Source organism: Pseudomonas laurylsulfatiphila, from assembly GCF_002934665.1.
Taxonomy (GTDB): Bacteria; Pseudomonadota; Gammaproteobacteria; order Pseudomonadales; family Pseudomonadaceae; genus Aquipseudomonas; species Aquipseudomonas laurylsulfatiphila.
This window is the reverse complement of record NZ_NIRS01000004.1, coordinates 463,748-482,795: the sequence shown is the minus strand read 5'-3', so window position 1 is coordinate 482,795 and position 19,048 is coordinate 463,748. Positions and strand designations below refer to the sequence as shown.

General features: G+C 60.0%; 15 protein-coding genes. 8 read left to right on the top strand and 7 right to left on the bottom strand.

Annotated features, from left to right (window positions below):
• Positions 1–108: 108 nt before the first annotated feature.
• A complete protein-coding gene (ppsR, locus tag CD175_RS16935) occupies positions 109–927 on the bottom strand; it encodes a posphoenolpyruvate synthetase regulatory kinase/phosphorylase PpsR (protein WP_007971527.1) in 819 nt (272 codons plus the stop codon).
• A 174-nt stretch (positions 928–1,101) separates the two neighbouring features.
• On the opposite strand from ppsR, the gene ppsA reads away from it, so the two are divergent.
• From ppsA to CD175_RS16890, 8 genes are all read left to right on the top strand, one after another.
• Positions 1,102–3,477 (top strand): phosphoenolpyruvate synthase, encoded by a 2,376-nt coding sequence (gene ppsA, locus CD175_RS16925; protein WP_007971525.1) that lies wholly within the window; start codon positions 1,102–1,104, stop codon positions 3,475–3,477.
• Positions 3,478–3,679: 202 nt separating this feature from the next.
• Entirely contained in the window at positions 3,680–4,669 is a 990-nt protein-coding gene (locus CD175_RS16920) for an alpha/beta fold hydrolase (protein WP_104449773.1), read from the top strand.
• 140 nt (positions 4,670–4,809) lie between these two features.
• Entirely contained in the window at positions 4,810–5,298 is a 489-nt protein-coding gene (rraA, locus tag CD175_RS16915; RefSeq protein WP_173900792.1) for a ribonuclease E activity regulator RraA, read from the top strand.
• Between the two features lie 27 nt (positions 5,299–5,325).
• Entirely contained in the window at positions 5,326–6,321 is a 996-nt protein-coding gene (locus CD175_RS16910) for a divalent cation transporter CmaX (protein ID WP_104449772.1), read from the top strand.
• Between the two features lie 62 nt (positions 6,322–6,383).
• Complete coding sequence (locus tag CD175_RS16905; protein WP_007971509.1) at positions 6,384–6,632, top strand: hypothetical protein; 249 nt, start codon at positions 6,384–6,386, stop codon at positions 6,630–6,632.
• A gap of 2 nt (positions 6,633–6,634) precedes the next feature.
• Positions 6,635–7,459 carry a mechanosensitive ion channel family protein gene (locus CD175_RS16900; protein ID WP_007916401.1) on the top strand — a complete coding sequence of 275 codons (825 nt, stop codon included), beginning with the start codon at positions 6,635–6,637 and terminating at the stop codon, positions 7,457–7,459.
• Between the two features lie 90 nt (positions 7,460–7,549).
• Complete coding sequence (sigX, locus tag CD175_RS16895) at positions 7,550–8,140, top strand: RNA polymerase sigma factor SigX (RefSeq protein ID WP_075949123.1); 591 nt, start codon at positions 7,550–7,552, stop codon at positions 8,138–8,140.
• Positions 8,141–8,247: 107 nt separating this feature from the next.
• A complete protein-coding gene (locus CD175_RS16890; protein ID WP_104449771.1) occupies positions 8,248–9,294 on the top strand; it encodes an OmpA family protein in 1,047 nt (348 codons plus the stop codon).
• Positions 9,295–9,408: 114 nt separating this feature from the next.
• Here CD175_RS16890 and cobA read toward each other — a convergent pair whose 3' ends face one another.
• From cobA to CD175_RS16860, 6 genes are all read right to left on the bottom strand, one after another.
• Entirely contained in the window at positions 9,409–10,176 is a 768-nt protein-coding gene (gene cobA / locus CD175_RS16885; RefSeq protein ID WP_104449770.1) for a uroporphyrinogen-III C-methyltransferase, read from the bottom strand.
• 10 nt (positions 10,177–10,186) lie between these two features.
• Entirely contained in the window at positions 10,187–12,904 is a 2,718-nt protein-coding gene (locus tag CD175_RS16880; protein ID WP_104449769.1) for a nitrate reductase, read from the bottom strand.
• A complete protein-coding gene (gene nirD / locus CD175_RS16875; RefSeq protein ID WP_102698809.1) occupies positions 12,904–13,221 on the bottom strand; it encodes a nitrite reductase small subunit NirD in 318 nt (105 codons plus the stop codon). The genes CD175_RS16880 and nirD overlap by 1 nt, the downstream gene beginning before the upstream one ends.
• Positions 13,218–15,671 carry a nitrite reductase large subunit NirB gene (nirB, locus tag CD175_RS16870; RefSeq protein ID WP_104449768.1) on the bottom strand — a complete coding sequence of 818 codons (2,454 nt, stop codon included), beginning with the start codon at positions 15,669–15,671 and terminating at the stop codon, positions 13,218–13,220. The genes nirD and nirB overlap by 4 nt, the downstream gene beginning before the upstream one ends.
• Before the next feature lie 290 nt (positions 15,672–15,961).
• Entirely contained in the window at positions 15,962–17,629 is a 1,668-nt protein-coding gene (locus CD175_RS16865) for a bifunctional protein-serine/threonine kinase/phosphatase (protein WP_104449767.1), read from the bottom strand.
• Between the two features lie 7 nt (positions 17,630–17,636).
• Positions 17,637–18,848 carry a nitrate/nitrite transporter gene (locus CD175_RS16860; RefSeq protein ID WP_104449766.1) on the bottom strand — a complete coding sequence of 404 codons (1,212 nt, stop codon included), beginning with the start codon at positions 18,846–18,848 and terminating at the stop codon, positions 17,637–17,639.
• Positions 18,849–19,048: the final 200 nt, after the last annotated feature.

Sequence of the window (19,048 nt, the reverse complement as noted above, 5' to 3'; positions counted from 1 at the left end):
AGGCTCGCTCCCACAATTGATCTTCGATGAGCACGGTATTCGTGTGCGACGCAAATCCAGTGTGGGAGCGAACCTGCTCACGATAGGGCCGGAACAGGCCCGGGAAATTTACTTGAAACGCCGCTCCACACCCTTCTCCACGAGAATCTTCGCGGAGATCTCTTCCACGGAGAAATGCGTGGAGTTGATGTGCGGAATGTTTTCGCGGCGGAACAGGTTCTCGACCTCGCGCACCTCGAACTCGCACTGGGCGTAGCTCGAATAGCGGCTGTTGGGTTTGCGCTCGTTGCGAATCGCGGTGAGGCGGTCCGGGTCGATGGTCAGGCCGAACAGCTTGTGCTGGTGGGCGCGCAGGGCGTTTGGCAGTTGCAGGCGTTCCATGTCGTCTTCGGTCAGCGGGTAGTTGGCCGCGCGGATACCGAACTGCATCGCCATGTACAGGCACGTCGGCGTCTTACCACATCGCGACACGCCTACTAGTATCAGGTCGGCCTTGTCGTAATAGTGGGTGCGGGCGCCGTCGTCGTTGTCGAGGGCGAAGTTGACGGCCTCGATACGCTCCATGTAATTGGTGTTGGCACCGATGGAGTGGGATTTGCCGACGGTGTAGGAAGAATGCTCGGTCAGTTCCTGTTCAAGCGGTGCCAGGAACGTCGAGAAAATGTCGATCATGAAACCATTCGAGGTGGCGAGAATCTCACGAATGTCCTGATTGACGATGGTGTCGAAGATAATCGGACGGAAGCCGTCGGTTTCGGCGGCTTTGTTGATTTGTTGTACCATGGCCCGCGCTTTGTCCACGTTGTCGATGTACGGCCGCGTGACCTTGCTGAAGGTAATGTTTTCGAACTGCGCCAGAAGGCTTTGACCCAGGGTTTCGGCGGTAATGCCGGTACCATCGGAGATAAAGAAAGCAGATCGTTTCATTTGCACCTTGGGCCTTAAGCTAGTAACGAATCTTGGATATGATAGGCGCGATTTGCCGGCCGCCATTGGCCCGCATTCTCACTTATTTTCCAGGTCCAGGCCATATAGCCGGCAAATGCTCATTTAAGCAGCCGGTTTCTGAGCTTTTCCAACACAGTTAGTGGAGAGATCACCTTGGTAGAGTACGTAGTTTCCCTCGATAAGCTCGGCAAACACGATGTTGAGCATGTGGGGGGCAAGAACGCATCCCTGGGCGAGATGATCAGCAACCTTGCGGGTGCCGGTGTATCGGTGCCCGGCGGCTTCGCCACGACCGCTCAGGCTTATCGTGATTTCCTGGAGCTGAGCGGCCTGAATCAGCAGATTCACGACGCGCTCGATGCCCTGGACGTCGATGACGTGAATGCCCTGGCCAAGACCGGTGCCCAGATCCGTCAATGGATCATGGAAGCCGAGTTCCCTGAAAAACTGAATGCCGAAATCCGTACCGCGTTCGCCACGCTGTCCGCCGGCAACCCTGACGTGGCCGTGGCCGTGCGTTCTTCCGCTACCGCCGAAGACCTGCCGGACGCGTCCTTCGCCGGTCAGCAGGAAACCTTCCTGAACATTCGTGGTGTCGAAAACGTCATTCGCGCCGCCAAAGAGGTGTTCGCCTCGCTGTTCAACGACCGCGCCATTTCCTACCGCGTGCACCAGGGCTTCGACCACAAGCTGGTCGCCCTGTCGGCCGGCGTGCAGCGCATGGTCCGCTCCGAAACCGGCACCGCCGGCGTGATGTTCACCCTCGATACCGAATCGGGCTTCCGTGACGTGGTGTTCATCACCGGCGCCTACGGCCTGGGTGAAACCGTCGTTCAAGGCGCGGTGAACCCGGATGAGTTCTACGTCCACAAGGGCACGCTGGCCGCCGGTCGTCCGGCCATCCTGCGCCGCAACCTGGGCAGCAAGGCCATCAAGATGATCTACGGCGACGAGGCCAAGGCCGGTCGTTCGGTCAAGACCGTCGACGTGGACAAGGCTGAGCGCGCACGCTTCTGCCTGACCGACGCTGAAGTCAGCGAGCTGGCCAAGCAGGCGATGATCATCGAGAAGCACTACCAGTGCCCGATGGACATCGAGTGGGCCAAGGACGGTGACGACGGCAAGCTGTACATCGTGCAGGCCCGTCCGGAAACCGTGAAGAGCCGCACCCAGGCCAACGTCATGGAACGTTACCTGTTGAAAGAAACCGGTACCGTGCTGGTTGAAGGCCGCGCCATCGGCCAGCGCATCGGCGCCGGCAAGGTCCGCATCATCAAGGACGTGTCCGAGATGGACAAGGTCCAGCCAGGCGACGTACTGGTGTCCGACATGACCGACCCGGACTGGGAACCGGTCATGAAACGCGCCAGCGCCATCGTCACCAACCGTGGTGGACGTACCTGCCACGCGGCGATCATCGCCCGTGAGCTGGGCATCCCAGCGGTAGTCGGTTGCGGCAACGCCACCCAGCTGTTGAAAGACGGCCAGGGCGTGACCGTTTCCTGCGCTGAAGGCGACACCGGTTTCATCTTCGAAGGCGAACTGGGCTTCGACATCAAGAAGAACTCCGTGGATGCCATGCCGGAGCTGCCGTTCAAGATCATGATGAACGTCGGCAACCCGGACCGCGCTTTCGACTTCGCGCAATTGCCGAACGCCGGCGTGGGCCTGGCTCGCCTGGAGTTCATCATCAACCGCATGATCGGCGTGCACCCTAAAGCACTGCTGAACTACGACGGTCTGCCGCTGGACATCAAGGAAAGCGTCGACAAGCGCATTGCCGGTTACAACGACCCGGTCGGCTTCTACGTCGAGAAACTGGTCGAAGGCATCAGCACCCTGGCGGCTGCGTTCTGGCCGAAGAAGGTCATCGTGCGTCTGTCGGACTTCAAGTCCAACGAATACGCCAACCTGATCGGTGGCAAGCTGTACGAGCCGGAAGAAGAGAACCCGATGCTGGGCTTCCGCGGTGCTTCGCGTTACATCAGCGAATCGTTCCGCGACTGCTTCGAACTCGAATGCCGCGCCCTCAAGCGCGTGCGCAACGAGATGGGCCTGACCAACGTCGAAATCATGGTGCCGTTCGTTCGTACCCTGGGTGAAGCGAGCCAGGTGGTCGATCTGCTGGCGGAAAACGGTCTGGCCCGTGGCGAAAACGGCCTGCGCGTGATCATGATGTGCGAACTGCCGTCCAACGCCATCCTGGCCGAAGAATTCCTCGAGTTCTTCGACGGTTTCTCCATCGGCTCCAACGACCTGACTCAGTTGACCCTGGGCCTGGACCGCGATTCCGGTATCATCGCGCACCTGTTCGACGAGCGTAATCCGGCGGTCAAGAAGCTGCTGGCCAACGCCATTGCCGCCTGCAACAAGGCCGGCAAGTACATCGGCATCTGCGGTCAGGGGCCTTCGGACCACCCGGACCTGGCCAAGTGGCTGATGGAGCAGGGCATTGAAAGCGTTTCGTTGAACCCGGACTCCGTATTGGAAACCTGGTTCTTCCTGGCTGAGGGTCAGGCGCAGGCTTGATCCCGTGTGAACGGACCGCTCACATACCTTTGTAGGAGCGAGCCTGCTCGCGATGGACGTCAACGATCACGCGTTTATCCTGGATAAACGCGGTGTCCTGAAGTTCTTCGCGAGCAGGGCTCGCTCCCACAGGGGAGCGGTCTTTTAGAGATTCAAGCAGGGCGGGCTCCTCCGGATGCCGCCCTTTTTTGTGCAAGAGATTATGCAAAGCAGCAGCAACCTATTTCCTGTCGCCCTGATCAGCGCCGAACGGCGCGGCGATCTGAGCGAAGATGTGTATCGTTTGAAACCCGGTAACAGCCCCGACTTCACCGTCGAACTGGCTGTGACACGCCTTGGCATGGCCGATGAGTCGTCATCCCGTGGTGTGCCGGTGATCCTGCTGCACGGCAGCTTTTCCAATCGCCGGTTCTGGTTCTCTCCCAAGGGCCTGGGGTTGGGCGCCTATCTGGCCCGCTTGGGGTTCGACGTCTGGATTCCGGAAATGCGCGGCCATGGCCTGTCCCAGCGTAACCACGACTACCGCAAGAACCGGGTCGCCGACTACGCACGCTATGACCTGCCGGCCATTGGTGCGTTCGTGCGCGAACAGAGCGGGCAGGTGCCGCACTGGATCGGTCACTCGCTGGGCGGTACTACACTGGCCGCAGCGCTGGGTGGCGAGTACATCGGTGAGCCGGTGGTGGCCTCAGCGGCTTTTTTCGGTACACAAGTCAGCCGCACCTACTGGCCATTGAAAATTCCGCCGGTGGAGTGGAGCAGTCGCTTCATTCTCAAGCGTTTTGCCCAGTTGTCCGGCGCAAGGCTCAAGCGCGGCCCGGAGGACGAGCCGATTGGCCTGGCCCTGGAAAGCATGCGCTGGTTCGGTCTGTTCGGGCGCTTTGGCGATGCCGATAAAGACTGGTGGGCCGGTTTGGCCGAGGTCAGGTTGCCGGTGCTCGCCGTGAGTGCAGCGGGTGATCATCAGGACCCTGCGTGGGCGTGCCGCAAGCTGTTCGAACAGTTCGGTTCCGAGCACAAGCAATTTATCAATCTGGGTCGTGATCAGGGTTTCAACGACAATTTCGGTCACGTTGAAATGCTTGTCAGCAAACCTGCCCAGGCCGAAGTGTGGCCATTGGTGACCCGCTGGCTGGCGGATCAGCAGACACCCTTGCTGGGTGGGCAAGGGGATTTGGCCGCGGCGGTTTGAGCCTGATGCTCTAACAAGGGCATTTCGCTCCGGTCGGCTTGCGGCTAAGATATGACGCATTGAGCTGTTCCGGTCACTTTGCGTGACTGAGTCATCACTGATGTTCGTGCTGTCTTCCTCTTTACAGGAGTTTCTCGATGATCCATTACCTCACGCCTGACCTGTGCGACGCCTATCCGGAACTGGTGCAGGTGCTGGAACCGATGTTCAGCAATTTCGGCGGCCGTGATTCCTTCGGCGGCGAAATCGTGACCATCAAGTGCTTCGAAGACAACTCGCTGGTCAAGGAGCAAGTCGAGCTCAAGGGCAATGGCAAGGTTCTGGTGGTCGATGGCGGCGGTTCCCTGCGCCGCGCGCTGCTGGGTGACATGCTCGCCGAGAAAGCCTCCAGCAATGGCTGGGAAGGCCTGGTGATCTATGGTTGCATCCGTGACGTCGACGTCATCGCGCAAACCGATCTGGGGGTTCAGGCGCTGGCCAGCCACCCGATGAAAACCGACAAGCGCGGTATCGGCGATCTCAACGTTGCCGTGACCTTCGCCGGCGTGACCTTCCATCCGGGCCATTACATCTATGCGGACAACAACGGCGTGATCATCTCGCCCAGCCCGCTGAAAATGCCTGAATAAAAACGGCTGCAGACCACAGGAGTGCGGATGTTCGAGGAAGAAAACGCGCAATGGGGGCTGGTGCATGCCCTGGTGCTGGACGGTAGAGGCGGTGCGCGTTCGATTGCCCGGACTGAACTTGACGACTTGCAGCTGCAGGCCCATGAAAGCCTGTGGTTGCACTGGGATCGCAGTCATCCGCAAACCCAGACCTGGCTACGCAAATCCAGCGGTCTGAGCGAATTCAGCTGTGATCTGTTACTCGAAGAAAACACCCGTCCGCGACTTTTACAGCTTTCGGACAGCGAACTGCTGCTATTTTTGCGCGGGGTCAATCTGAACCCCGGTGCCGAGCCGGAAGACATGGTGTCAGTGCGGATCTTCGGTTCTGCCCAGCGTGTCATTTCCCTGCGTTTGCGTCCGTTGCGTGCCACTGACGAGTTGCTGGTGCAACTGTCTGAGGGCAAGGGGCCGAAAACCGCCTCGGAACTCATTCTGTATATGGCGCAGTACCTCACCAACAAGGTGCAGGATCTGGTCAGCGACCTCTCGGAAGTGGTCGATGAGGAAGAAGAAAAGCTCGATGCCGACGAACGGTATGCGCCGGAACACGGCGCCGTATTGCAGATCCGTCGCAGGGCTGCCGCGTTGAAGCGTTTTCTCGCTCCGCAGCGGGATATTTTCGGTCAGTTGACGCGGATCAAATTGCCCTGGTTCGTCGAGGACGATGGTGATTACTGGAACGAATTGAACAACAGCCTGACCCGCTACCTCGAGGAGCTGGAACTGACCCGGGAGCGGGTGGGGCTGGTCCTTGAGGCGGAAGACCGTCGGTTGAGCGTGCGCATGAATCGCACGATGTATCGCTTTGGCATCATCACCGGGATCTTTTTGCCGATGAGTTTTCTGACCGGGCTTTTGGGGATCAACGTCGGTGGTATTCCATTCTCTGCCAGCCCTTACGGCTTTCTGGTCGCCTGCCTGATGATGGTCTCGGTGGCGCTGGGGCAATGGTGGTTATTCCGACGTTTGCGCTGGGTCTGAGGGAAAGCATGTGACCCGACCAAAACTGACCGCGTCTCCCACAGACATCACGAGAGGTGCGTATGCACGATCCGTTTGAACAGTCTTTGCGCGACATGCTCAACGCCTCACCGTCCACCCGGGACGACGATGCGTGTCTGGGGCGTGTGCTGAAAACCGCCAACCGCCAGGTCGGCGCCGGTGATTTGTTCAGTCTGCTGGGGCGTTGGTTGCCCGCACTGATGATTGCCCTGAATAACGGATCGGCCCATGTCTCGCCGGTATCCCGTCTTCGTAAACCTGCTGCCCGCACTGCTGATAAGGCTGATTGAATATGGAACTTGATCTCTGGACACAGAGCCTCGTCACTGCAATGACTGCGTTGTGGACCAAGGTTGCGAACTTCATTCCAAACCTGTTCGGCGCACTGGTTGTGCTGCTGTTGGGTTTTGTCGTAGCCAAACTGCTGGACACCCTGCTTTCCAAATTGCTCGCCAAACTGGGCCTGGACCGCTTGATGGGCGGCACCGGCCTGACCAAGCTGATGTCCCGCGCCGGCCTGCAGGTTCCCATTTCGACCCTGATCGGCAAGATCGTCTATTGGTTCGTTCTGCTTATTTTTCTGGTTTCTGCCGCAGAATCCCTTGGACTTGAGCGAGTATCAGCTACGCTGGATATGCTTGCGCTGTATTTGCCGAAGGTATTCGGTGCGGCGCTGGTGTTGCTGGTAGGTGTTTTGCTGGCGCAACTGGCCAACGGGCTGGTGCGCGGAGCGGCAGAAGGCGTGGGTCTGGACTATGCTTCAGGGCTTGGACGAATTGCCCAGGGCCTGGTGATCATCATCAGTATTTCGGTGGCGATCAGCCAGTTGGAGGTCAAGACCGACCTGCTGAACCACGTGATCGTGATTGTGTTGATAACCGTTGGTCTGGCGGTAGCGCTGGCCATGGGGTTGGGAAGCCGGGAAATTGCCGGCCAGATTCTTGCGGGAATCTACGTGCGTGAGCTGTACCAGGTTGGGCAACAAGTGCGTGTTGGCGAGGTCGAAGGCCAGATCGAAGAGATCGGCACGGTTAAAACCACATTGCTGACCGATGAGGGTGAGCTAGTCTCTCTTTCCAATCGGATCCTCCTCGAGCAGCATGTGAGTAGCCGCTAACCCGGCAAACCCTGCTAATGTATGCCGCCGCAAAATGCCAGCTGACGCTGGCTGCGGAGGATATTGACCTGACTGTCGGCCCGACTTGTTTTGAATAAAGCTCAATCGCTCTCCATGCGCTACGACCCCCGCGAGCTCTCTGATGAGGAGTTGGTCGCGCGCTCGCATACCGAGCTGTTTCACGTAACACGCGCTTACGAAGAACTGATGCGGCGTTACCAGCGAACATTATTTAACGTGTGCGCAAGATATCTCGGGAACGATCGCGATGCAGACGATGTCTGTCAGGAGGTCATGTTGAAGGTGTTGTATGGCCTGAAGAACTTCGAGGGCAAATCGAAGTTCAAGACGTGGCTATATAGCATCACGTACAACGAGTGCATCACACAGTATCGAAAGGAACGGCGAAAGCGTCGCTTGATGGACGCATTGAGTCTTGACCCCCTCGAGGAGGCGTCCGAAGAAAAGGCGCCGAAACCTGAGGAAAAGGGTGGACTTGATCGCTGGTTAGTGTATGTGAACCCGATTGACCGGGAAATTCTGGTGCTACGTTTTGTCGCAGAGCTGGAGTTTCAGGAGATCGCAGACATCATGCATATGGGTTTGAGTGCAACAAAAATGCGGTACAAACGCGCTCTAGATAAATTGCGTGAGAAATTTGCAGGCATTGCTGAAACTTAGTTCAGCGCAAATATCTCTTACGTGTAGGCAAGTTCTGTTAGACTTGCCGCCGAGTTGTCCCCCGGTTTGCGGGACTGCTTCACAATCACCAGATGGGGATTTAACGGATGAAACTGAAAAACACCTTGGGCTTGGCCATTGGTACTCTTATTGCCGCTACTTCGTTCGGCGCATTGGCACAAGGCCAAGGCGCAGTTGAAGGCGAGCTCAACTACGGGAAGAAGTACAACGACAGCGTTAACAACGTTGAAGACGGCTACACTCCTGGCGCCTCCATCGGTTACTTCTTGACCGACGACGTATCGTTGAACTTCACCTACAACAACGATGACTACACCCGTTCGAACAACAACACCGGCAACCAGAAAATCGAGGGCGACCAGTTCGGTCTGAACGCTCAGTACCACTTCAACAACGCTGGCGACGCTCTGCGTCCTTACGTTCAAGGTGGTGTCAAGCACGGTAGCCTGACCAACGTTGCTGCTGACGGCCACACCGGTCGTGACCAGTCGACTTTCCTGACTGCTGGCGCTGGCCTGAAGTACTACTTCCTCGAAAACGTCTACGCTCGTGCTGGCGTAGAAGCTGACTACAAGCTGGACAACGGCCGTTGGGACTACATCCCGTCCGTAGGTCTGGGTGTGAACTTCGGTGGCGGCAACAAGCCTGCTGCTGCTCCGGTTCCAGCACCAGAAGTCTGCTCCGACAGCGACAACGACGGCGTTTGCGACAACGTTGACAAGTGCCCGGACACCCCGGCCAACGTCACTGTTGACGCTGATGGCTGCCCAGCTGTTGCTGAAGTCGTTCGTGTAGAGCTGGACGTGAAGTTCGACTTCGACAAGTCGGTAGTCAAGCCAAACAGCTACGGCGACATCAAGAACCTGGCTGACTTCATGAAGCAGTACCCATCCACCACCACTACTGTTGAAGGTCACACTGACTCCGTCGGTCCTGACGCTTACAACCAGAAACTGTCCGAGCGTCGTGCAAACGCCGTTAAGCAAGTTCTGACCAACCAGTACGGTGTTGAATCGTCCCGCGTTCAGTCCGTTGGCTACGGCGAATCCCGCCCAGTTGCTGACAACAAAACTGAAGCTGGTCGCGCTGTTAACCGTCGCGTAGAAGCGCAGGTTGAAGCTCAAGCTAAGTAATTAGCCCACAGCTCCGAGAAAAGCCCGGCTCAGGCCGGGCTTTTCTTTGTCTGCGATTTGGGTTTCAGCATTGGTTTTGCGTTGCTTCTATAGGATCGCAGCCTGCGGCAGCTCCTACAGGGATAAATGCCGAACCCGTGTAGGAGCTGCCGAAGGCTGCGATCTTTTGATCTCATCACAGGCCGCCACAGCACCGATCACCAGGATTGCCGGGCTTTTCAACTCGAAGGCACAGGCATCGTCCTCCATTGCCATCAGGTTGCTTCGACATTCCCGTTGATGCGGCAACGATGCATTTTCAATCATTGCCACCGGCGTATCTGCCGCCATTGCGCCCGCCAGCAGTTGCTCACGGATCTCGCTGAGCTTCGCCACCCCCATGTAGATCACCAGTGTCGTGCCGCCTTGGGCCAGCGCTTGCCAGTTCAGGCTGCTGTCATCCTGAGTGTGGGCGGTCACCAGCGTTACCCCTCGTGCCACGCCGCGCAGGGTCAAGGGAATATCGCATTGCGTCGCGCCCGCCAGGCCGGCGGTGATGCCATTGACCAGCTCAACCTCGACACCACGCTCGCGCAACCACTGCGCTTCTTCACCGCCACGCCCGAAGATGCATGGGTCGCCACCCTTGAGCCGCACTACGCATTTGCCCTGACGGGCATACCGCAACATCAGGCGATGGATAAAGGCTTGCGGCGTTGAACGGCAGCCGCCGCGCTTGCCTACCGGAATTATCCGCGCGCCGGGGCAGTGCTCCAGCACCGCGTCGTTGACCAGATCGTCGATCAGCACTACATGCGCCTCTCTCAACGCCCGAACAGCTTTGAGGGTCAGTAATTCAGGATCACCGGGACCTGCACCCACCAGCCAGACTTTTGCGCTCATAGTGTTTTCCTCACGAGATGGCGGCTTGCGGCTGCGCGGTGGCGGCCAACAAACGCTTGATTTCCGGGACGCAGGAGCCGCATTGCGTGCCGCAACCCAATTCTTGTTTCAACCCCGGCAAGTCCAGGCCGCGGCGGATGCCGGCGCAGACCGCGTTTTGGCTGACGTTTTTGCAGTTGCACAGGGTTTTGTTACCGATCGCTTCGGCGTCAACCTGGCCCGGAGGGGCACTCAGTGGCGCGAGCAGCCAGCGCCTTAGCTGTTCATCGGCGCGACCTTCGAGCCAGAGGTTTTGCAGCCAGTGCCGGGCGAGGGTTTCACCCGCCAGGCGGATTGCGGTGATCCGGCCGTTCTCGATCCGCACCCGCTTACCGATGGAGCGTCGTGGGTCGTCGTAGGCCAGCACCGGTCCGTCGTTCAGCCCCAGGCATTGATCGATATCGCGCAGCAGTTGCGGATCTGGCGCCGTGGCGCTGGCAGCGCGTATCAGCAGCGCAGGGCGCTCACGACCGGTCAGGCTAAGGCTGACGTAGGAAAACGCCTCGCAGAGGGGGCGTAGAGTCTCAAAGTGTTGTTGGACATCGCCCTCTATCAGCGCGAAAAGGTGCCAAGGCAATTGCACCGGTTCCAGGCGCACGCCGCTGTGTTTGAGCTCCGGTTGTTTCGACAACGGGTCGAAGGCGGGCAGGGTGAGGCTGTTCACACCCCCCTTGAGAAAACGGTCACCAAAATGCATCGGCAAGAAGGCTTGGCCCGGACGCACGCTGTCGTCACTGGCGACCGGCACGATCAACGCGCCGCGGCGGCTTTTCAGGCTGATCAAATCACCCGTTTGCAGGCGATGCCGGCGCAGCTCATCCGGGTGCAGGCTCAACACGGCTTCACTGACATGGCCGAACAACTGCGCGGCGGTGCCGGTGCGGCTCATGCCGTGCCACTGATCGCGCAGACGACCGGTGATCAGCGTCAGCGGGAAGCGCGCATCCCGTTGTTCCTTGGCGGCGCGATACGGATCGGCCACGAACTGCGCGCGTCCGCTGGAAGTCGGGAAAATGCCGTCGAGATAGAGGCGGGCGGTGCCTGCGCTGGACCCCGCAGGAAAGGGCCATTGCTGCGGGCCGATGCTGTCGATCAAGCCGTGGCTGATCCCGGACAAATCAAGATCCCGGCCCCGCGTCAGCTGTTTGTATTCGTCGAAGACCTGCGCCGGGGTGTCAAAGGCAAACAGGCTGGTGGCTTTCGGGCGCAGATGTTTTTCCAGGCGCTGTGCGAAATCCACCGTGATCGTCCAGTCCGGACGCGCTTCACCCGGTGCGACGATCGCGCGGCGGACGTGGGAAATACGCCGTTCGGAGTTGGTCACCGTGCCGTCCTTTTCGCCCCAACTGGCGGCGGGCAACAACAGGTCGGCAAACCTGGCGGTTTCAGTGGTGCGAAAGGCCTCCTGCAACACAACAAACGGGCAGGCCTCCAGTGCCGCGCGCACGGCAGCCTGATCGGGAAGAGACTGCGCGGGGTTGGTGCAGGCAATCCACAAGGCTTTGATCTTGCCGCTGCCCACCTGCTCAAACAACTCGATGGCAGTCAGCCCCGGGTTTTCAGGCAGTTGATCAACACCCCAGTAAGTGGCCACATCGGCACGGTGCTCAGGGTTGGCGGCGTCTCGATGGCCCGGCAGCAGGTTGGACAGGCTTCCGGTTTCCCGCCCGCCCATGGCATTCGGCTGACCGGTCAACGAGAAAGGACCTGCACCCGGACGGCCAATCTGCCCGGTAGCCAGGTGCAGATTGATCAGAGCACTGTTTTTCGCGCTGCCGGCGGTGGACTGGTTCAACCCCATGCACCACAGCGACAGGAAAGACGGTGATGTGCCGATCCACTCGGCACATTGCTGCAATTGCCCGACGCTGATGCCGCAGAGCTGCGACACCATCTGCGGTGTGTAATCGCGCACCAGTTTCTTCAGCTCGGGCAAGCCTTCGGTATGGTCCTTGATGAAGTCACGGTCGATCCAGTCTTCCCACAGCAGCAGATGCAAAATCCCATGGAACAAGGCGACATCGGTGCCGGGCAAAATCGCCAGGTGCAGGTCAGCCAGATCGCAGGTGTCTGTCCGACGTGGGTCAATGACGATGACTTTCATCTGCGGTCGACGGGATTTGGCTTCTTCCAGTCGGCGAAACAGTACCGGGTGGGCGTAGGCCATGTTACTGCCGACGATCATCACGCAATCGCTCAATTCCAGGTCTTCATAGCTGCATGGCGGGGCGTCGGCGCCCAGGCTGCGCTTGTAGCCGACCACCGCCGACGACATGCACAGCCGCGAATTGCTGTCGATGTTGTTGGTGCCCACCAGCGCCCGAGCCAGTTTGTTGAAGACGTAGTAGTCCTCGGTCAGCAATTGCCCGGAAATGTAGAACGCCACGCTGTCCGGGCCATGCTCGGCAATGGTTTGGGCGAAAACGCTGGCGGCGTGATCAAGCGCGGTATCCCAGTCGGTGCGGCTGCGCGCCAGGCCTTTGCCCAGGCGCAGTTCCGGGTACAGCGCCCTTGCCGTCAAGTCGCCGGTCAAATGCAGGGTTGATCCCTTGCTGCACAACTTGCCGAAATTGGCCGGGTGCGCCGGATCGCCGCTGACGCCGAGGATGCGCTCGCCGTCATGCTCGATCAGCACGCCGCAGCCGACCCCGCAATAGCAGCAGGTGGACGCGGTGATCTGGCGGTCCATCAGCCTGCGTCCCGCAGGGCTAGCATCACTCGGCCATTTTCGACCCGCGCCGGATGGTGGTGGGCGCAACCGACGTCCGGGGCCAGGGCTTCGCCGCTTTGCAGGTCGATTTGCCAGTTGTGCAGTGGGCAGGCCACGCGTTTGCCGTAGATCAAACCTTGGGACAGCGGTCCGCCCTTGTGCGGGCAACGGTCGTCGAGGGCGAACACTTCATCGTCGCTGGTACGAAAAATCGCGATGTCGCCTTTAGGGCCGGCAACGATCCGCGAGCCCAGGGCATTGATTTCATCCAGTGCGCAGATATCCAGCCAGTTCATGCCAGCACCTCCAGGTTTTTCACGGGGATGACGTCGAATTCTTTTTTCAGCTGTGGCTGTTCCAGGCGCTCCTTCCACGGGTCCTGTTCGAACGACAGGGAGAACTGCAGGCGATCATTGAGCGCCTTGCGCCGCTGCGGGTCTTCCAGCACTGCTTTCTTGATGTGGTCCATGCCGACTCGTTGCAGGTAGTGCACGGTGCGTTCGAGGTAAAAGGCTTCCTCGCGATAGAGCTGCAGGAATGCGCCGTTGTATTCGCGGACTTCTTCGGCGGTTTTCAGTTTGACGAAGAATTCCGCGACTTCGGTCTTGATCCCGCCGTTGCCGCCGATGTACATCTCCCAGCCGGAATCGACGCCGATGATGCCTACGTCCTTGATGCCCGCTTCCGAGCAGTTGCGCGGGCAACCGGAGACAGCCAGTTTCACTTTGTGCGGCGACCACATGTTGAACAGGTCGTGCTCCAGCTCTATGCCCAACTGCGTGGAGTTCTGCGTGCCAAAGCGGCAGAATTCGCTGCCGACGCAGGTCTTCACGGTGCGGATGGATTTGCCGTAGGCATGGCCGGACGGCATGTCGAGGTCTTTCCAGACGCCCGGCAAGTCCTGCTTCTTGATCCCCAGCAAGTCGATGCGCTGGCCGCCGGTGACCTTGACCATCGGCACGTTGTACTTGTCGGCAACGTCGGCGATGCGCCGCAGCTCCGAAGGATTGGTCACGCCACCCCACATCCGCGGGACTACCGAGTAGGTGCCATCTTTCTGAATGTTGGCGTGGGCACGTTCGTTGATCAGGCGCGATTGCGGATCATCCTTGGCTTCCCCCGGCCAGGTGGAGATCAGGTAGTAATTGAGCGCGGGCCGGCAGGTGGCGCAGCCGTTGGGTGTGCGCCAGTTCAAGTAGCTCAGGGTGCCGGCGATGGTCAGCAGGTGCTGCTCGCGGATGGCCTGGCGGATTTGCCCGTGGTTGAGGTCGCTGCAGCCGCAGATGGCCTTTTCGCTTTTCGGTTTGACGTCGGCGGCGCCGCCCACCGTGTTGATCAGGATCTGCTCCACCAAACCCGCGCACGAACCGCAGGAGCTGGCAGCCTTGGTGTGCTTCTTCACTTCGTCGACACTGAACAGCCCGTGTTCCTGAATGGCCTTGACGATGGTGCCTTTGCACACGCCGTTGCAGCCGCAGACTTCGGCCGTATCGACCATGCTCATGGCTTTGTCCTGGCCCTGGTGCCCTACGTCGCCCAAAGCATTTTCGCCAAACATCAGATGATCGCGGATCTCACTGATGGCGTGGTTTTCACGGATCTGCCGGAAATACCAGCCGCCGTCGGCCGTATCGCCATACAGGCAAGCGCCGACCAGCACGTCGTCCTTGATCACCAGTTTCTTGTAGACCCCGCCAATCGGGTCCGAGAGGGTGATGGTCTCGGTGCCTTCACCGCCCATGAAGTCGCCGGCGGAAAACAGATCGATGCCGGTGACCTTCAGCTTGGTCGAAGTCACCGACCCCTTGTAGGTGGCAAAACCGAGTTGGGCGAGGTGGTTGGCGCAGACTTTGGCCTGCTCGAACAGCGGCGCCACCAGGCCATAGGCGATGCCGCGGTGGCTGGCACACTCGCCGATGGCGTAGATCCGCGGGTCATAGGTTTGCAGGGTGTCGTTGACCAGAATCCCGCGGTTGCACGGAATGCCGGATTTCTCCGCCAGTTCGGTATTGGGGCGAATGCCGGCAGCCATCACCACCAGGTCAGCGGGGATGATGTCGCCGTTCTTGAATTGCACCGAGCCGACCCGGCCATTGCCCGCGTCGTGCAAGGCCTGGGTCTGCTCGCACAGACGGAAATGCAGGCCGCGAGACTCCAGGGCGGTTTGCAGCAACTGGCCGCTGGTCTTGTCCAGTTGCCGCTCCAGCAGCCACTCGCCGATATGCACCACGGTGACGTGCATGCCCCGCAGCATCAGGCCGTTGGCGGCCTCCAGGCCGAGCAGACCGCCGCCGATCACCACGGCGTGCCGGTAGGTTTTCGCGGTGTCGATCATGGCCTGGGTATCGGCGATGTCGCGGTAGCCGATCACGCCCTCGAGGGTGTTGCCGGGAATGGGCAGGATGAATGGCGTCGAGCCGGTGGCGATCAGCAGGCGATCGTATTCGGCTTCACTGCCGTCTTCGGCAATGACCCGGCGCTTGACCCGGTCGATCTCCACCACTTTGCGGTTGAGCAGCAGTTTGATGTTGTTGTCCAGGTACCAGTCCAGATCGTTGAGCACGATCTCTTCGAAGGTCTGTTCGCCCGCCAGCACCGGCGACAACAGGATGCGATTGTAGTTGGTGTGCGGTTCGGCGCCGAAGACCGTGATGTCGTACAGCTCTGTGCTCAGCTTGAGCAGTTCTTCCAGGGTCCGGACCCCGGCCATGCCGTTGCCGATCATCACCAGTTTTAGTTTTTTCATCAGGTTCTCCGGGGAGCTCAGGCCTGCCTCATCAGGGTTCAGGCCATGCTCGACAAATTTTGCGCAAACAAAAAAAGGCGTCCCGCTAGTTGCCTAGCGAGGACGCCTTTGTCCTGGTCCCGTTCTCTCGGGAAGAGCAGCCTTCGTCGTTGAAGCCTGCGCTTTATGTCTGTTGAAAAGGGTAATGCAGTGGTTGTGCCAAGTCGCTCAGGTCCCGTGTTTGTTGGCGTTCTTCCCGTTCGCAAGGGCAGGGTCGCGAGGGAATGCACCGATTCAAGGCGCGTTGCCCGCTAATGGAGCGCCACTACCAGCAGCACCAGGTTGAGCAGCAGCGATACCAGCGTCAATGTTCGCCAGACTTTCAGCGGCTCGCGTTCCAGCAAGGGTTTGGGGCGCACGCTCAAACTGCGGCGTTCGCCTTGCTCGATCAGCAGCAACCATTCTTCCGCCGTTTCGAAACGCTGTTCGGGGGCCGCCGCCACGGCGCGTTCCAGGTGATGGGCGATCCAGTCCGGCAGGTCGGGCCGGTAGCGGCTGGCGTTGACCGGGAGACCAAACCTCGGGCGCTGGAACGCTTCGATTTCGCCATAGGGATAGTGCCCGGTGAGCAGGAAATACAAGGTCACACCAACGGCATACAGGTCCTGCTGTGGTGTCGGCACGTCGCCACGAAAGGCTTCCGGCGCGATGTAACTGGGTGTACCCGGCAGAGCCCAGGGCAGGTCTTGCGAGAGACCGGGGCAGTAGGCGAGGCCGAAATCCAGCAGGCGCAGTTCACCGTCGTCCCCCAGCAACAGGTTTTCCGGTTTGATATCGCGATGCAGAATCTGTCGTCGATGCAACAGGCCGACCGCTCGCAGCAAGCGTTCGGCGATGTCTTGCCACTGGGGCAGCGGCAACGGCCCGTTTTGCTCATGGCGTTGCGCCAGGGTAGCGCCCGAATATTCGCGCATCACGTAGTACAAATGCTGACGCTGACTGGCGGCATGCACTTCAGGAAAATGCCGACCGGCCACGCGTTTGAGAAACCACTCTTCCGACAGTAACGCTTGCCCGGCCTGATGATCGTCGTGCAGGCGCCCCGGCAGGGTTTTCAGCAGCCAGGGTTGTTGCTGGCTGTCGCGAACGCGATAAAGCAGCGATTGCTGGCTTTGTGCGACGATCCCTTCGACCTGCCAGCCCTCGAACGTCTGACCCGGTTTCAGGGCGGGCGGCAGTGGCCATTGCTGCAAGTGCATCAATGCATCGCCAATGCTCGCTTCACCGAGGGCGTCGACCCGCACCAGCAAGGCGCTGGCGTTGTCCTGGCTGCCAGCCAGGTGTGCGGCATTGACCAGGGTTTGCGCAGCACTGTGCAATTCCGGTTGATCACGCAGGATCGCCGCAATGGCGGTATCGCCGAGGACCGCCCAGATGCCGTCGCTGAGCAGGACGAAACTTTCATCGAGACGCAATTCACCGTCGAGAAAGTCCAGCACCAGGTGTTGATCGAGGCCCAGCGCCCGTTTCAACACATGCTGCATGCCCGGCTGGTCCCAGACGTGATCCTCGCTGATTCGCTGCAATCGGTCGGCGTGCCAGCGATACACCCGGCAATCGCCGACATGGGCCAGGGTAAAACGCCGGCCACGCAGGACCAGCGCACTGAGGGTGGTCAGCAGTGGTTGTCCGCCGCCATTGGCCTGCAACCAGCGGTTTTGCGCCAGCAACAGGCGATCAAGTGCCTGCGCCACGCTCCAGGTTTCCGGCGTGGCGTAGTAGTCCAGCGCCAGGGCTTGCAGCGTCGAACGGGCAGCCAGGCCTCCATCGACGCACTGGCTGACACCGTCGGCGATGGCGAACAGGTAGCCTTTGCTCGCCGCCAGCGCCGGGACCGGCGTGACCAGGCGCAGGGCATCCTGGTTTTCCTCGCGCGGACCGATGGCGCTGGCTTCGGCGAAACTCAGTTGCAGGCTCATCGAGGCGTCAGACCCGCGCAGCCGTCACGGCCGCCGAACCCCAGGTGGTTCTCCAGCGCCGTTTCACGCCGTGCAGGCCGAACCAGGCCAGAACGCCGAGGCTGGCGAACAACCACAGCGCCAGTTGATAACTACCGGTGCTTTGTTTGATCGCACCCATGCCGGCCGCGAGGGCAAAGCCACCGATGCCGCCTGCCATGCCGATCAGACCGGTCATCACACCGATTTCCCGACGAAAACGCTGCGGCACCAACTGGAATACCGCGCCATTGCCGGCGCCCAGGCCGAGCATAGTGCAGACGAAAAGTGCGAGTGCGGCGTAGGAATTCGGCAGGTTGAAGCCGACTGCTGTTATGCAGATCGCCGCGACGGTGTACATCGCCAACAAGGTCCGAATGCCACCGAACCGGTCAGCCAGCGCGCCACCCAATGGGCGCATCAGGCTGCCGCCGAACACGCAGGCCGCCGTGTAGTAACCGGCCGTCACCGGGCTCAGGCCGTACTGGTCGTTGAAATAGCCGGGCAGGGCGCTGGCCAGGCCGATGAAGCCGCCGAACGTCACGCTGTAGAAAAACATGAACCACCAGCTGTCACGATCGCCCAAGGCCTTAAAGTAGTCGGCCATGGATTTGGCTTTTGGTCGCTCGGGGGCGTTTTTCGCCAGCCAGGCAAAGACGATCAGGGTCAGGATCAGCGGAATCAGGGCGAAGCCGAACACGTTGCTCCAGCCAAACGCCGCCGCCAGGACCGGGGCGATCAGTGCGGCGAATACCGTACCCGAGTTGCCGGCGCCGGCGATGCCCATGGCCTTGCCTTGATGCTGCGGCGGATACCACTGCGAGGCCAGGGGCAGGGCAACGGCAAAGGACGCACCGGCCATGCCGAGGAACAGACCCAGCAGCAGCGCTTGCTCGTAGCTGTGGATGCCGAGCTTCCAGGCGCCGAACAGCGCGCAGATCACGATGACCTGACCGATCAGGCCGGCGGTTTTGGGCGACAGGCGATCAGCCAGCATCCCCATGATAAAACGCAAGACCGCCCCGGCCAGAATCGGCGTGGCGACCACCAGCCCGCGTTGCTGTGTCGTCAGGTGCAGGTCGGCGGCGATCTGCACCGCCAGCGGACCGAGCAGGTACCAGACCATGAAGCTCAGGTCGAAATAGAGGAAGGCTGCGAACAATGTGGGGGTATGGCCGGATTTCCAGAAGCTTGAATTCATTGCGCACCTCAGCTGTGAAGAGTCTCGAAAGGAGTCATGAGCTTGCAGGTGGGGCGCCGCTACGGCCGCTCCACCGGCCCCGTGCTGTGGGGCCAAAACGAAAAAACGCCGCCACCCGATCCGCCAAGGGCAAATGAGGTGAGCGACGTCTTTGTCGTAGGTGGGGCAACCGCCGTTGGTTACCTGTACCGATTACCTAG

Excerpts from the sequence above, each read along its gene's own strand:
- CD175_RS16900 (WP_007916401.1), top strand. The coding sequence starts at position 6,635 with ATGGAACTTGATCTCTGGACACAGAGCCTCGTCACTGCAATGACTGCG.
- cobA (WP_104449770.1), bottom strand. The coding sequence starts at position 10,176 with ATGAGCGCAAAAGTCTGGCTGGTGGGTGCAGGTCCCGGTGATCCTGAA.
- nirD (WP_102698809.1), bottom strand. The coding sequence starts at position 13,221 with ATGAACTGGCTGGATATCTGCGCACTGGATGAAATCAATGCCCTGGGC.
- CD175_RS16860 (WP_104449766.1), bottom strand. The coding sequence starts at position 18,848 with ATGAATTCAAGCTTCTGGAAATCCGGCCATACCCCCACATTGTTCGCA.
- CD175_RS16890 (WP_104449771.1), top strand. The coding sequence starts at position 8,248 with ATGAAACTGAAAAACACCTTGGGCTTGGCCATTGGTACTCTTATTGCC.
- CD175_RS16880 (WP_104449769.1), bottom strand. The coding sequence starts at position 12,904 with ATGGACCGCCAGATCACCGCGTCCACCTGCTGCTATTGCGGGGTCGGC.
- CD175_RS16910 (WP_104449772.1), top strand. The coding sequence starts at position 5,326 with ATGTTCGAGGAAGAAAACGCGCAATGGGGGCTGGTGCATGCCCTGGTG.
- nirB (WP_104449768.1), bottom strand. The coding sequence starts at position 15,671 with ATGAAAAAACTAAAACTGGTGATGATCGGCAACGGCATGGCCGGGGTC.
- ppsR (WP_007971527.1), bottom strand. The coding sequence starts at position 927 with ATGAAACGATCTGCTTTCTTTATCTCCGATGGTACCGGCATTACCGCC.
- CD175_RS16865 (WP_104449767.1), bottom strand. The coding sequence starts at position 17,629 with ATGAGCCTGCAACTGAGTTTCGCCGAAGCCAGCGCCATCGGTCCGCGC.
- CD175_RS16905 (WP_007971509.1), top strand. The coding sequence starts at position 6,384 with ATGCACGATCCGTTTGAACAGTCTTTGCGCGACATGCTCAACGCCTCA.
- CD175_RS16920 (WP_104449773.1), top strand. The coding sequence starts at position 3,680 with ATGCAAAGCAGCAGCAACCTATTTCCTGTCGCCCTGATCAGCGCCGAA.